A 12895-nucleotide genomic window follows, 5' to 3' on the forward strand; every position below is an offset into this window, starting at 1 on the left:
GATGTGACGAGTTAGCGTCCTCGAAACCCAGGATTAACGTTCACGTTAACGTTAATCCTGAGCCCGGAATTTCTATGGGAAGGACGCCTGCGAGCGTGGAGACCACCCATGTTCCGGCCGAGGACCTACGCCGCGCGCTGATCGCGGCCGATCCGAAGCTGTCCAAGTTCAATCCCCTCCCCCGCATCCTCGCCTTCGACGAGTTCAACACCGGAACGCACGGTTGGTGCGAGCTCATCGGCAATCACGACGGCCACGGAAATCTCGACACGGTGGACGTGCACATGCGCGACTTCCGGCCGCCGCAGCTCAGCTCGTGCGATTTCTTCGACATCGGCACGCACGCCGCGATGAGCGGCAATTACGCGCTCAAGGTCGCCACCCGTCCGGTGGCGGGCCACACGGCGGTCGCGATCCGCCGCCTCACCATGGCCAGGCGCGGCGTGGTGCAGTTCGAGACGTACTTCACCTACAAGAGCGAGGCGGCCACGGCCGAGTCCTCGCTCGGCAACAGCTTCGGCGACATCGAATGGGACGGGAACCTGCACCCGTCCGAAGCCCAGTTCGGGGCGTTCACCGTGGCCACGGACCTGTGCGACGGCGAGGGCATCCGCTATCACTGCGTCGCCCGCTACCAGAACACCGACCTGGACAACAGGTTCACCAGGCGCTGGATCTACCCCGTGGTGCCCGAGCCCACCCCCAGGGAGAACCTGCACAACCAGGAGAACCTGTCCCCGGTCGAGGACTTCACCGCCCCGAATCCGGAGGACTGGCGCCCGCTCGACGACAAACCGCAGTACCTCTGCTACAACGAGGTGCCGACAAAGGTCAATTGGCACTACCTGCGCTGGCAGTTCGACACCAGGACCCGCACCAATATCGAGCTCCAGGTGAACGACCGGGTCATGGACATGCGACATGTCCCGGTCCCGCAGTATCCCGACAAATATGACGGCCTGGAGAACCTGCTCAATTTCTACGTGAGCGTGCGCACCCATTCTCCGGTACGCAACTTCCTCTTCCTCGATTCCGCACTCATTTCCGTGGATTGGTGAACACCGGCATGAGGCATGCTCTTACCGCCGTTCTGGAGCGCAACACCACCTTCACCAAGGATTTCGTCACCGAGCCGTACGAGGCCGGATGGGCGGCCGAGGCGCGCTGGTTCGTGCGGACGCTGGAGCTGGAGGGCCAGGAACTGCGCCTGACCGCCCAGATCTCCCCCGACGGCCTGCACTGGTGCGACGACGACGAGACCACCGAGCAGATCGTGAAGGAGCCGGGCCTGGTGTCCCTGCGGGTGCGCGAGTTCGGCCACTGGCTGCGGCTGCGGGCCACGCTGGCGGGCGGCGACCCGCGGGCCAAGGTACTGATCTACCTGGCCCTGAAAAGCTGAGAAAGGTACGACCATGGCAACAAGCAGGCGCCAGTTCCTGACCCTCCTGGGAGCCGCCGGCGCCGCAGTCGCGGGGTGCGCCCCTGGCGGCCCGGCGACGGGATCGGCCTCGGGAGGCAACCGGCCGTTCAACGCGGCGTTCTACCAGGCGATCAACGATCTGGACCCGCACGGGGCGAGCGCCGTCGACGAGGCCTCGCTCCTCGCCAACCGGCAGATCTACGACACGCTCGTGGCCAGGGACGGCGACCGGCTCGTGCCGCGCCTGGCCACCTCGTGGAAACAGCCCGACGACACGACGTGGGAGTTCACCCTTCGCGAGGACGTCGTCTTCCACGACGGCACCAAGCTGACCTCGGCGGACGTCAAGGCGTCGCTGGAGCGGCTGGCCGCGTCCGACGGGCCGCAGAAGCCCCTGTGGTCCGCCGTGGACGCCGTCGAAGCCCCCGACGCGGGCACCATCAGGATCACCACCAAGGATCCGCTGGGCACGATGCTGGTGAACCTGACGCTCGCCTTCATCATCCCGGCCGCCCGGATCGGCAAGGCCGACCTGTCGCGCAGCCCGATCGGCAGCGGGCCGTTCGCCGTCGAGTCGTTCACGCCGTCGTCCCAGCTCCTGCTCAAGCCCGTGCCCGGCTACTGGGGCGGCGCGGCCAAGCTGCCCGGTCTGCGCCTGCCGTACATCCCCGAGGCCTCCACCCGCATCACCTCGCTGCAGAACGGCGAGGTGGACGTCACCTGGATCATCCCTCCCGACGAGCTCAAGCGGCTGGGCGGCGTGAACGGCGTGAAGATCGACAGCAAGCCGGGGGTGAACTACTTCCTCGCCTGGTTCAACTGCGGCAGGAAACCCTTCTCCGACCCGCGGGTGCGCCGCGCGCTCCATCACGCGCTCGACGTCAAGAGCATCGTCTCCAGCCTGTACGGCGACGCCGCCACCGTCATGGACGCCCCCATCCCGTCGGCCGTCTTCGGCCACGCGCCCCAGCAGCCGTACGACTACGACCCCGACCTGGCCAAGCGCGAGCTGGCCGAGGCCGGCCACGGCTCCGGCATCCGCACCTCGATGATGTGGTTCAAGGACACCGGCCCGCTGGCCACCGAGCTGGCGCAGTCGATCATCTCGGCCTGGGCCAAGGTCGGCGTCGTCGTCGAGCCGCAGCAGATCGAGAAGGCCGCCTGGCTCAAGCGCCTGACCGCGCTCGACTGGGACATCGAGCTCCAGGTCAACACCGTGACCACGGGAGACGCCGACTACACGCTCGGCCGGCTCTACACCAGCGAGGCCAACCGCATGGGCTACCGGAACAAGGAGCTCGACGGCATCCTCGCCAAGGCACGCTCCACGTCCGGCCAGGACGAGCGCAAGTCGTTGTACGCCCAGGCGTGCGAGATCATCTGGCGTGACGCGGTCGGCGTCTTCCCGGCGGCGCTGTCCAGCACGTACGGGCTGCGCTCCTCGGTGGCGGGATTCGTCCCGGCGGCCAACAGCCAGCCCGAGTTCCGCACGGTGTCGACCGCCGGATGATCCCTACGGAACGAGAGTGACATGCGCGAGGCACGCCGTACCACTCTGAAGGACATCGCCGAGAGCCTCGGCGTCTCGGTGAACACCGTCTCCCGCGCGCTGTCCGACAAGGACAGCGTCGGCGTGGAGACGAGGAACCGGGTCAAGGCCGAGGCCGAGCGGCTCGGTTACGTGCCGAACGTGACCGCCCGATCCCTGGTGCTGGGCTCGGCGAGCACGCTCGGCATGGTCATCACCAATCCGTCCAACCCGTTCTACGCCCAGCTCATCAGCGGCATGGAGCAGCGCTGCCGGGAGCACGGCTACTCCCTGCTGCTGATGGCGACGGAGGAGAGCCTGGACAACGAGCGGCGCGCGGCGGAGGAGCTGCTGCGGCGCGGCGTGGACGGCGTGCTCGTGGTGACCGTGCAGGAGGGGGCCGAGCACTGGCGGCGGTTCAGGGCGGCCGGGGTGCCTCTCGTCCTGATCAACCGGGACGTGCCCGAGCTGAACACCGACCTGGTGGGCGTCGACCACGTCCAGGGCGGCTACGAGGCCGCCAGGCACGCCGTCGCCCAGGGCGCCAGGAAGATCTACTTCCTGGAGGAGGACCTGCACGTCTCGTCCGTCGCCGACCGGGTCGAGGGCTACCGGCGGGCCATGGCCGACAGCGGCCTGCCCATCGAGCCGGACACCCTGATCAAGGTGCCGACCCGGCGGCTGGAGCAGAGCGCGATGCCGTGGGACCCGAGCGAGGCCTACCGGCTGGGCAGAGAGGTCGTGCGGACCGCTCAACGGCCGATGGCGTTCGTCGCCGGCAACGACTACTTCGCGCTCGGCGTCTACCGGGTGGCGAACGAGGAGGGCCTGCGCATCCCCGACGACATCCTGGTCGTCGGCTACGGCGGCCACCCGTTCGCGCCGTACGTGATCCCCTCGCTGACCACCGTCGAGCTGCCCGCCGCCGACATCGCCGTGTCCGCGGTCGACCACATGCTCCGGCGGCTGGGGCGGCCGGCGGCGGGGAGGCCTCCCGAGCAGATCCTGTTCCCGCCGCGGCTGGTCATCCGGGCGTCGAGCGGTGGGAGCGTCACATGACCGCCTTCGTCGGACGGCGGCTCGCCCAGGCACTGCTGCAGGTCTGGGGCGCCATCACCATCGTCTTCATCGCGCTGCGCGTGCTGCCGGGCGACCCGGCCGAGCTGATCCTCGGCAGCCAGGCCACGCCGGAGGCGCTGGAGGCGCTGCGCGACCGGCTCGGGCTGCGCGACCCCCTGCCCATCCAGTACGCGCACCACCTCCAGGACATCGTCACCCTCGACTTCGGCCAGTCCTGGCGGCAGGGCGTCAGCGCTCTGGACGCCTGCCTGGAACGGCTGGGGCCGACCCTGTCGCTGTCCGTCTGGGCCATGGTGATCACCATCGTGCTGGGCTTCGCCGCCGGCTCCTTCGCCGCCCGCCGCGCGAACACCTGGGCCGACCACCTCGTCTCGGTGTCCTCGCTGGTCGGCCAGGCGCTGCCGCCGTTCTGGATCGGCATCATGCTGTCGCTGATCTTCGCCCGGTGGCTGCAGATCCTGCCGAGCACCGCCGACGGGACCCTGGTCAGCCTGCTGCTGCCGGCGCTCACGCTGGCGCTGCCGTTCGTCGGCTGGCTGGGCCGGCTCGTACGGACCGGGATCCTCGAGGAGATGAACCAGGACTACGTCCGGACGGCCCACGCCAAAGGGCTGAGCCACCGGGTCGTCTTCTACATCCACGTGCTGCGCAACACCCTGGTCCCGGTGGTGACCATGCTCGGCCTGCTCATGGGCTACTTCATCGCCAACGGCGTGATCGTCGAGGTGATCTTCGCCTGGCCCGGGATCGGCTCGCTGCTGATCGACTCGATCACCTTCCGCGACTACGCCGTGGTCGAGGCCGTCCTCACCGTGATCACGGTCTGCTACATCGTGCTCAACCTGCTGGTCGACGTGCTCTACGTGTACCTCGACCCCAGGATCCAGTTGGAGAACGCCTGATGTCAGTGAAAGCCCCGAGCCGACCGGCCGCGTTGCCGCTGCGGGCTCGCTTGGCGCTAGGGACCGTGCTGGTGTTCGCGACGGCCGGCGTGCTCGGGCCGCTGCTGGCGCCGTTCGACGCCGCCCGCACCAGTCCCGTCGACCGCCTGCTGCCGCCGGGGACCCGGTTGTCCGACGGCGCCGTCGCCTGGCTCGGCACCGATCAGGTCGGCCAGGACATCCTTGCCGAGGTGCTGGCCGGGATGCGCACGTCGTTGACGGTGGCCCTGGTGACCGTGCTCGTCGGCGGGACAATCGGGCTGGTGCTCGGGCTGTTCGCCGGCTACTTCGGCGGCTGGGCCGACGGGATCATCTCCAGGGTCGGCGACATCCAGCTGGCCTTCCCCAGCCTGCTCCTGGCGATCCTGCTGGCAGGAGTGCTCGGCCCGAGCATGGTGAACGTGATCATCGCGCTGGCGGTCACCCGGTGGGTGATCTTCGCCAGGGTGGTGCGCGGCTCGGCGCTCGCCGTGCGCGACCGGGAGTTCGTCGACTCGGCCCGGGTGATGGGCGCCTCGCACGGGCGCATTCTCGTGCACTACATCCTGCCGTCGTGCCTGCCGCCGCTGCTCGTCGCGGCGACCGTGCAGGTCGGCCTGACCATGGTCGCCGAGGCGTCCCTGAGCTTCCTCGGCCTCGGCGTCCCGGCCTCCCAGGCGTCCTGGGGCGCGACGATCGCCGAGGGCCGCGACTACCTGGCGTCGGCCTGGTGGATCGCCGCCGCGCCCGGAGCCGCGCTGGCCCTCGTGGTGGTGAGCATCGGAGTCCTCGGCGACCTGTTGCGCGACGCCTCCGACCCGATGACGGAGCTGTGACGATGGCCAATCTGCTGGAGGTCCGCGAGCTGGCGGTGGAGTTCGACACCCCGGAGGGGCCGCTGCGTGCCGTACGCGGGGTGTCCTTCGAGGTGGGCGAGGCCGAGACGCTCGCGATCGTCGGCGAGTCCGGCAGCGGCAAGAGCGTCACCGCGCAGACGCTGATGGGCCTGGTGCCGCTGAACGCGCGGATCGCGGGCGGTCGCGTGGCCATCGAGGGCCGCGACGTCGTCGGCCTGTCCGACCACGAATGGCGGGAACTGCGCGGCGAACGCATCGCGATGATCTTCCAGGATCCGCTCAGCGCCCTGAACCCGTCGCTGACCGTCGGCTACCAGATCGCGGAGATGTTCCGCAGGCACCGCGGCACCCGCAGGGCCGAGGCCAGGCGGCGGGCGGCGGAGCTGATGACGCAGGTGGGCATCCCGGACGCCGAGCGGCGCCTGGACGACCACCCGCACCGCTTCTCCGGCGGCATGCGGCAGCGCGTGATGATCGCGATGGCGCTGGCGCTCGATCCCCTGCTGCTCATCGCCGACGAGCCGACCACCGCCCTCGACGTCACCGTCCAGGCGCAGATCCTGCGGCTGCTGCGGCAGCGCCAGCAGGCCCAGCGGCTCGGCATGATCCTCATCAGCCACGACCTCGGCGTGGTGGCGCGTGCCGCCGACCGCGTGGCCGTCATGTACGCCGGCCGCGTCGTCGAGACGGGCACCGTGGCCGAGGTGTACGAGCGGCCCGCGCACCCGTACACGCTGGGCCTGATGCGGGCGGTGCCCGATCCCCGCGACATCGGCGCCCCGCTGGAGGCCATCGAGGGTCAGCCGCCCGACCTCGCCGCGCCGCCCGCGGGCTGTTCCTTCCATCCGCGCTGTCCGTTCGCCAGGGACGTCTGCCGCACCGACGACCCCTTGCCGCGTGAGCTCGGTACCCGCAGGGCCAGCGCCTGCCACTTCGCCGAGGAGGTGGCGGCGCATGGCTGAGCCGTTGCTCGAGCTCACCGATCTGGTCACCACCTACCGCCTGCGGGCCGGGATCGGCCGGCCCGGCGGCGAGGTGCGCGCCGTGGCCGGCGTCAGCCTGACCGTCCACGCGGGAGAGACCGTCGGCCTGGTCGGCGAGTCCGGCTGCGGCAAGTCCACGGTCGCGCGGACCATCGTCGGCCTGGTGCGCCCGTCCAGCGGCAAGGTCCTGTTCGAGGGCCGCGACCTGGCCGCCCTGCCCGCCAGGGAGCTGCGCAGGCTGCGCCGGGAGATCCAGCTCGTCTTCCAGGACCCGTACGCCGCGCTGAACCCCCGCATGAAGGTCGCCGACCTCATCAAGGAGGCCTGGCGGATCCATCCGGGGCTGGTGCCGCGCGAGCGGTGGGACGCGGAGGTCGGCGTCCTGCTCGACCGCGTCGGCCTGCGCCCGGAGCACGCCGGACGCTACCCCCACCAGTTCTCCGGCGGGCAGCGGCAGCGCATCAGCATCGCCCGCGCGCTCGCCGTCCGCCCCCGCCTGATCGTCTGCGACGAGGCGGTCTCCGCGCTCGACGTCTCGGTACGGGCCCAGATCCTCAACCTGCTCGGGGAGCTCCAGCGGGATCTGGGTGTGGCGTACCTGTTCATCTCCCACGATCTGGGCGTCGTCCGTCACCTGTGTGACCGGGTGGCGGTGATGTACCTGGGCAAGGTCGTCGAGACCGGCTCCAAGGAGGACGTCTACCGGAGCCCGGCCCACCCGTACACGCAGGCGCTGCTGTCGGCGGCGCCGAGCGTGGACGACTGGAGGGACGGCGAACGCGGCGAGATCGTCCTGTCAGGAGATGTTCCCTCACCGTTGGACCCGCCTTCAGGCTGCCCTTTCCGAACACGCTGCTGGAAGGTCCAGGATCGGTGCCGCGACGAGGAGCCGGCGCTCATCGGCCGGGACACGGGTCATCCGGTCGCGTGCCACTTCCCCGACGCACCGGCGACACCCGCGGCCGATCATGGCCGCGTCCAGAAGGAGTGATCCATGCTTGGCAAGTCCCTGTCAGTGCCGGCCGTGGCCGCCGTCATGGCGGCGGCCACGTTGACGGGCGCCGCCCCGGCCTCGGCCGCGGCCTCCGCCTGCGCTGACGCCCCCGTTCCCGCGCACGTCACGACGACCGCCGTGTTCAACGACCCCGCGGGCGGGGACCCGGCCGCCCTCGTGCGTACGCTCTGCGGCCTCGTCCGGCAGACCCCCGCCGGAGCCCGCATCCAGGTCGCCCACTTCGTCATGTCGGGCGCCGCGGGCACCGAGTTCGCCGATGAGCTGATCAAGGCGCACCAGCGGGACGTGGACGTCCAGGTCATCCTGGACGGGGACACGCGCGGCGCGGCCGTGGCCGGCAAGCTCTCCGCCGCGCTGGGCACCGACACGGCGGCCGGTTCGTGGACGCACGTCTGCAGCGGGCCGCTCTCCGGCGGCACCGCCGCGTGCATCGGCAACAAGGGGCAGCACAACAAGTTCTACCTGTTCTCCCGCACGGGCGACGCCTCCGACGTGGTGGTCCAGTCGTCGGCCAACCTGACCGACCTCAACTCCTCCACGTACTGGAACAACGCGGTCGTCCTGCCCGGGAACCGGCGCCTGTACGACGCCTACGCCGGCTACTTCGGCGACCTGGCCGCCGAGCGCAAGAACCTCGACTACTACCGCGTCGTCCAGACCGGCGGCCCCGGCGGGTCGGTGCGGGCCTCCTTCTTCCCCAAGGCGGACGGCGACCCCATCGTGGACGAGCTCGGCAAGGTGTCCTGCCGGGGCGGCACCACGATCCGGGCCGGCATGTCCGAGTGGGACACCTTCCGGATCGCCATCCCCGCCAAGCTCCGCGACCTGGCCGCCCGCGGCTGCACGGTCCAGATCGTGTACGGCATCATGAGCGACGAGGTCAAGCAGCTCCTGCTGGCCGAGCCGCGCGTCGAGCTGCGCACCCTGGGCGACGGCGGCGCGCTGCCCGGCCGCGTGCACTCCAAGTACCTGCTGATCGAGGGCTCGTACGACGGCGACCGCGACGCCCGCTGGGTGATCACGGGCAGCCACAACTACATCGAGACGTCGCTGCGCCGCAACGACGAGACGCTGCTGAGGCTCAACAACAAGGCGATCTACCGGCAGTACGTCGCCAACTTCGAGCGCATGCGCGCCGTGGCGCCCCTGGCCGGTTGATCCTGGACGCCGGCCGGCGATCCCGATCGCTAGCCGGCGTCCTTGTGGTCGGCCAGGACCTCGTCGATGACCCGCCGCTGGACGGCGGCCTGCTCCTCGTCGGTGCCGAGCTTCTCGGCCAGCACGATCAGCGCCTTCCACAGTGCCCAGCCCCGGGCCCGCGCCCACATGGCGCGATCCTGGCCGATGGCCCTGCGGAAGGCCTCCCTGCTGTCGCCCGAGAACATCGTCCAGGCGATCACCAGATCGCAGGCGGGATCGCCGACACCCGAGGTTCCGAAGTCGATGACGGCGGCCAGCTTTCCGTCCCTGACCAGCAGGTTGCCGCCGGCGACGTCGCCGTGGAACCACACCGGCGGCCCGGACCAGGTCGCCTCCAGGGCGGCGTCCCAGACGGCCGAGGCCAGGCCGGTGTCGAGCTGACCGTCCAGCGCGGCGAGGGCGCGACGGGTGTCCTCGTCGTAGTGCGCCGGCGGCGCACCCCGGTAGAAGCTGTGCGCACCGGCCGCGGGCCCGCCCGTGGCGTCGACGCGCCGCAGCGCGAGGAGGAATCCGGCCACCGACTCCGCGAACGCGCACGGGTCGTCGACGCGGTCGAGGGTGGCCGTCCGCCCCTCCATCCACCTGCGGATCGACCAGCCGAACGGGTATCCCGCGCCCGGTACGCCCTTGGCCAGCGGCATGGGGACCGCGACCGGTAACGACGGCGCGAGGACCGGCAGCCATCGATGTTCCTTGTCGACCGCCGGCGCGTATCCGGCGGCGGTGGGGAGGCGCACCGTCATCTCCTCGCCGAGGCGATAGGTGCGGTTGTCCCAGCCATCGACCTCGACCGGCGTCACGGGCAGATCGCCCCACTGCGGGAACTGGTCCTCGATCAGCCGCTTGACCAGCGAGGCGTCGATTCCGGCACGTCCGTCGGGGGGCACACTGTCGATCACCCCGAGAGTGTGGCCGCCGCGACCGCCGCCGTGCAAAGGGTTTTCAGGCCGGGCTCTCGTCCTCCTCGAAGCGGAGCGCGCCGCCGATCTGCGCGCCCAGCTCCAGCTGGTCGTAGTAGATGCGGTGGCTGACGATGAGATCGTCCTCCACGGTCGAGACGCTGCACGCGCGCACGAGGATGGGACGGCCGGTCGCCGCGGCCACGCCCCCTCCGGGCATCAGGTAGGCGCCCTTGTGCGTGCCGCTCAGGGTGTACTCCGCCACCAGGGTGTCGCCCAGGACCGTGAGCGACTGAACGGTGCACCTCGAGTCCGGGAACGCCTCGATGAACGCGCCGTAGTAGGAGGCGATCTCGTCCCTGTCCTGGCCCACGCCGTCCGGCGCGACGAGGACCGCGCCGCGGCTGAAGGTGTCCGCGAGGCCGTCCAGGTCGTGGCGGTTGAAGGCCCTGCGCAGCCGGTCCAGCGGGCGTCGGGGATCAGACATCGACTCATTTTAATAGTCGAATGGGCAATTATTGGGCCAACCCTTAGTACAGAAGCCAATATCGGGCATAGGTCGTTTTCTAGAGATATATATGCCTGTCACAAGTTGCCGAGCTGTCCTGTCAGAGGAGGTGACCACCCTGGTGCCGGCATCGTCCCGGCCACTACCATCTCGGCCAGTTCGGAAAACGAGGAGTGCCTGCCCGGTGAAAGTCGAGACCGCCTGATGCAGGCCTTCCTCCACGCGGTGGGGATATCGGCCGGGTGCGCCCTGGCCCTCGCCCCGGCCCTGCTGCCCTCCGCGCGTCCCACCAGGAGGTGGCCGCACGTCGTCATGGCGCTCGGCATGGCGGCCGGGCACCTGGGCGGCTGGTTCCTGTCCGCGGCGGTGCTCGCGCTGCTGACCGCCGGCTGGCTCTGCGGCTCCCCCTCCCGCCGCGCCGAGACCGGTCATCACATCCAGGACTTCGTGGTCATGTCCATCCTCTTGGTGCTGACGGCGTTCGGCTCGCCCTCTCTCGCCGGCGCCACGGCCGGGCACCCGCACGGAGGCGGTTCGCCGGCCGTGCTGGCCCTGGTCATCGGGCTGGCCTGGACCTGCGCCCGGCTCCTCCGCGTCCTGCCCGAGCGGAGCGCGGACCGAAGGATGTTCGGTCAGGACGTGTGCTCGGCCGGAATGGCGGCCAGCATGGCCTTCATGGCCGCGCTGGCCCTCTGACGGGTCAGAGTGCTGTCACACATCGGGACGCTGTCTTGTCTGAGCTGGTGCACGGCCGGACCGAGCCGGCCGACGTCCCGTGAAAGGAACCTGATGAGCATCGACCAAGCTCACGCCCACCAGCTCGAGAACCCCGACCGGAGCGGGCCGCCGCCGAAGATCGAGATCGTCGCCACCGTGCCGGGGGCGCCGCGCGCACCGGAGGGCTCCGAGGCGATGACGATCCTGGTCACGTTGCCGCCGAACAGCCCGGGCGCGCCGCCGCACCGGCACTCCGGCCCCGCGTACGGGTACGTGGTCAAGGGCGCCATCAACTTCGAGCTCGAAGGCGAACCCGTGCGGGTCGTCCGGGCCGGTGAGGCGTTCTGGGAGCCCGGTGGGGACGTGATCCACTACCAGGACGGCAACCACCTGGCCGACGAGGAGTCGGCGTTCGTGGTGACGATGTTCTGCGCGCCCGGGCAGCCGATGCTGGTCCCGGTCAGCCCGCAGGAGCTGGAGGCCCGGCGGGACCGGCGCGCGCCGCGGTCATGACCATGGAGGACGTGCGGAACGGCACGTTCCTGTTCACCACCGCGCGCTGAAGGCGAAGAAGGCGGGAACCGGGTTCGGTTCCCGCCTCTTCGAACAAAGACGGGCGCTTGGGCTGGTTTTCACCGTTTATATAGCTGTGATTGTCACTGTTTATATAGATTTGCGATCGCAAAACAACGGGGGAAATCATGGAGAAAACGCTTGACCAGGATCGGGTGAAGGAGTTCCTGGAACGCGTGACGATCGACAGCGGTGCCGCCCTCGCGGGCCTGTGCACGTCGATCGGCACCCGGCTCGGGCTCTACGAGGCGATGGCCGGGGCCGGGCCGCTGACCTCCGGGGAGCTCGCCGCCCGTGCCGGCCTCGACGAGCGGTACGTACGGGAGTGGCTGGCCTCCCAGGTGGCCGGCCAGTACGTGTACTACGAGCCCGGCACGGACACCTACGTGTTCCCCGACGAACACGCCGCCGTGCTCGCGGACCCGGCCTCTCCCGCGTACTCGGCCGGCGCGTTCGCCATGCTCCAGCCGCTCTACGCCACCGAGGACGCGCTGGTGGACGCCTACCGGACGGGCGGCGGCGTGGGCTGGGAGGAGCACGAGTCCGCCTTGTACGAGGGGGTGGCCAGGTTCTTCCTCCCCGGCTACGCGGCGTCCCTGGTGCAGGAGTGGTTGCCGGCCATGGACGGCGTCGTGGAGGGGCTGGAGCGGGGCATGTCCGTCGCCGACGTCGGCTGCGGCTTCGGCCACAGCACGCTGCTCATGGCGCACGCGTACCCTGCCTCCCGCTTCCACGGCTTCGACTTCCACGGCCCGTCCGTCGAGAGCGCGCGGCGGGCGGCGGCGGAGCAGGGGCTGGCCGATCGGGTGACCTTCGAGGTCGCGGGCGCGGGCGACTTCCCCGGCGGCGACTACGGCCTGATCACCTTCTTCGACTGCCTGCACGACCTCGGTGACCCCGGAGCCGCGTTCCGGCGGGCCGCGGCGACGCTGGCCGCCGACGGCGCCTGCCTGGTCGTCGAGCCGAACGCCGCCGCGGCGCCCCGGGACAACATCAACCCGCTCGGCCGGGCGTTCACGGCAACGTCCGCGACGTTGTGCCTGCCCGGGGCGCTGGCCCAGAAGGGGCCGTACGCGCTGGGGAACCACGCCGGCGAGGACGCCCTGCGGCGCATCGCGCACGAGGCCGGCCTGCGTACCTGGAAGCTGGCCGCGGAGGGCCCCGCCAACCGCGTCTACGACGCCCGCCGCTGATT

14 protein-coding genes are annotated in these 12895 nt (G+C 70.4%); 12 read left to right on the top strand and 2 right to left on the bottom strand.

All coding sequences use genetic code 11. The features are described from left to right. The first annotated feature begins 95 nt into the window (after window positions 1–95). The 9 genes from AB0J87_RS33980 to AB0J87_RS34020 are packed head-to-tail and all read left to right on the top strand — an operon-like array spanning window position 96 to window position 8961. Window positions 96–1058: a DUF6772 family protein gene (locus tag AB0J87_RS33980; protein ID WP_363971787.1), complete on the top strand. Its 963-nt coding sequence runs from the start codon at window positions 96–98 to the stop codon at window positions 1056–1058. A gap of 8 nt (window positions 1059–1066) precedes the next feature. Beyond that, a complete protein-coding gene (locus AB0J87_RS33985; protein ID WP_350734139.1) occupies window positions 1067–1399 on the top strand; it encodes a hypothetical protein in 333 nt (110 codons plus the stop codon). Between the two features lie 13 nt (window positions 1400–1412). Next, the gene (locus AB0J87_RS33990) at window positions 1413–2930 is read left to right on the top strand and encodes an ABC transporter substrate-binding protein (protein ID WP_363971789.1); all 1518 of its coding nucleotides are present in this window, start codon (window positions 1413–1415) and stop codon (window positions 2928–2930) included. Between the two features lie 21 nt (window positions 2931–2951). Next, entirely contained in the window at window positions 2952–4007 is a 1056-nt protein-coding gene (locus AB0J87_RS33995; RefSeq protein WP_363971791.1) for a LacI family DNA-binding transcriptional regulator, read from the top strand. After that, a complete protein-coding gene (locus AB0J87_RS34000; RefSeq protein WP_363971793.1) occupies window positions 4004–4930 on the top strand; it encodes an ABC transporter permease in 927 nt (308 codons plus the stop codon). Before AB0J87_RS33995 ends, AB0J87_RS34000 begins: the two co-directional genes overlap by 4 nt. After that, window positions 4930–5784 (top strand): ABC transporter permease, encoded by an 855-nt coding sequence (locus tag AB0J87_RS34005; protein ID WP_363971795.1) that lies wholly within the window; start codon window positions 4930–4932, stop codon window positions 5782–5784. Before AB0J87_RS34000 ends, AB0J87_RS34005 begins: the two co-directional genes overlap by 1 nt. Before the next feature lie 2 nt (window positions 5785–5786). Beyond that, the gene (locus tag AB0J87_RS34010; RefSeq protein ID WP_363971797.1) at window positions 5787–6767 is read left to right on the top strand and encodes an ABC transporter ATP-binding protein; all 981 of its coding nucleotides are present in this window, start codon (window positions 5787–5789) and stop codon (window positions 6765–6767) included. Then, window positions 6760–7779: an oligopeptide/dipeptide ABC transporter ATP-binding protein gene (locus AB0J87_RS34015; RefSeq protein WP_363971799.1), complete on the top strand. Its 1020-nt coding sequence runs from the start codon at window positions 6760–6762 to the stop codon at window positions 7777–7779. The genes AB0J87_RS34010 and AB0J87_RS34015 overlap by 8 nt, the downstream gene beginning before the upstream one ends. Window positions 7780–7782: 3 nt before the next feature. Next, entirely contained in the window at window positions 7783–8961 is a 1179-nt protein-coding gene (locus AB0J87_RS34020; RefSeq protein ID WP_363971801.1) for a phospholipase D-like domain-containing protein, read from the top strand. A 29-nt stretch (window positions 8962–8990) separates the two neighbouring features. On the opposite strand, the gene AB0J87_RS34025 is transcribed toward AB0J87_RS34020, so the two are convergent. Both AB0J87_RS34025 and AB0J87_RS34030 read right to left on the bottom strand, forming a co-directional pair. Further along, on the bottom strand, window positions 8991–9902 hold the full coding sequence (locus AB0J87_RS34025) for an aminoglycoside phosphotransferase family protein (RefSeq protein ID WP_363971803.1): 912 nt from the start codon (window positions 9900–9902) through the stop codon (window positions 8991–8993). A 43-nt stretch (window positions 9903–9945) separates the two neighbouring features. Beyond that, window positions 9946–10389: an ester cyclase gene (locus tag AB0J87_RS34030; protein ID WP_363971805.1), complete on the bottom strand. Its 444-nt coding sequence runs from the start codon at window positions 10387–10389 to the stop codon at window positions 9946–9948. A 225-nt stretch (window positions 10390–10614) separates the two neighbouring features. Between AB0J87_RS34030 and AB0J87_RS34035 the strand changes: the two genes are divergently transcribed. The 3 genes from AB0J87_RS34035 to AB0J87_RS34045 all read left to right on the top strand — a co-directional run bounded on the left by AB0J87_RS34035 (window position 10615) and on the right by AB0J87_RS34045 (window position 12893). Continuing rightward, a complete protein-coding gene (locus tag AB0J87_RS34035) occupies window positions 10615–11106 on the top strand; it encodes a hypothetical protein (RefSeq protein ID WP_363971807.1) in 492 nt (163 codons plus the stop codon). A gap of 93 nt (window positions 11107–11199) precedes the next feature. After that, window positions 11200–11640, top strand: a complete 441-nt coding sequence (locus tag AB0J87_RS34040; RefSeq protein ID WP_363971809.1) for a cupin domain-containing protein — start codon at window positions 11200–11202, stop codon at window positions 11638–11640. Between the two features lie 188 nt (window positions 11641–11828). Next, entirely contained in the window at window positions 11829–12893 is a 1065-nt protein-coding gene (locus AB0J87_RS34045; RefSeq protein WP_363971811.1) for a class I SAM-dependent methyltransferase, read from the top strand. Window positions 12894–12895: the final 2 nt, after the last annotated feature.

The sequence above is a fragment of the Nonomuraea sp. NPDC049625 genome, from assembly GCF_040675285.1.
Taxonomy (GTDB): domain Bacteria; phylum Actinomycetota; class Actinomycetes; order Streptosporangiales; family Streptosporangiaceae; genus Nonomuraea; species Nonomuraea angiospora_A.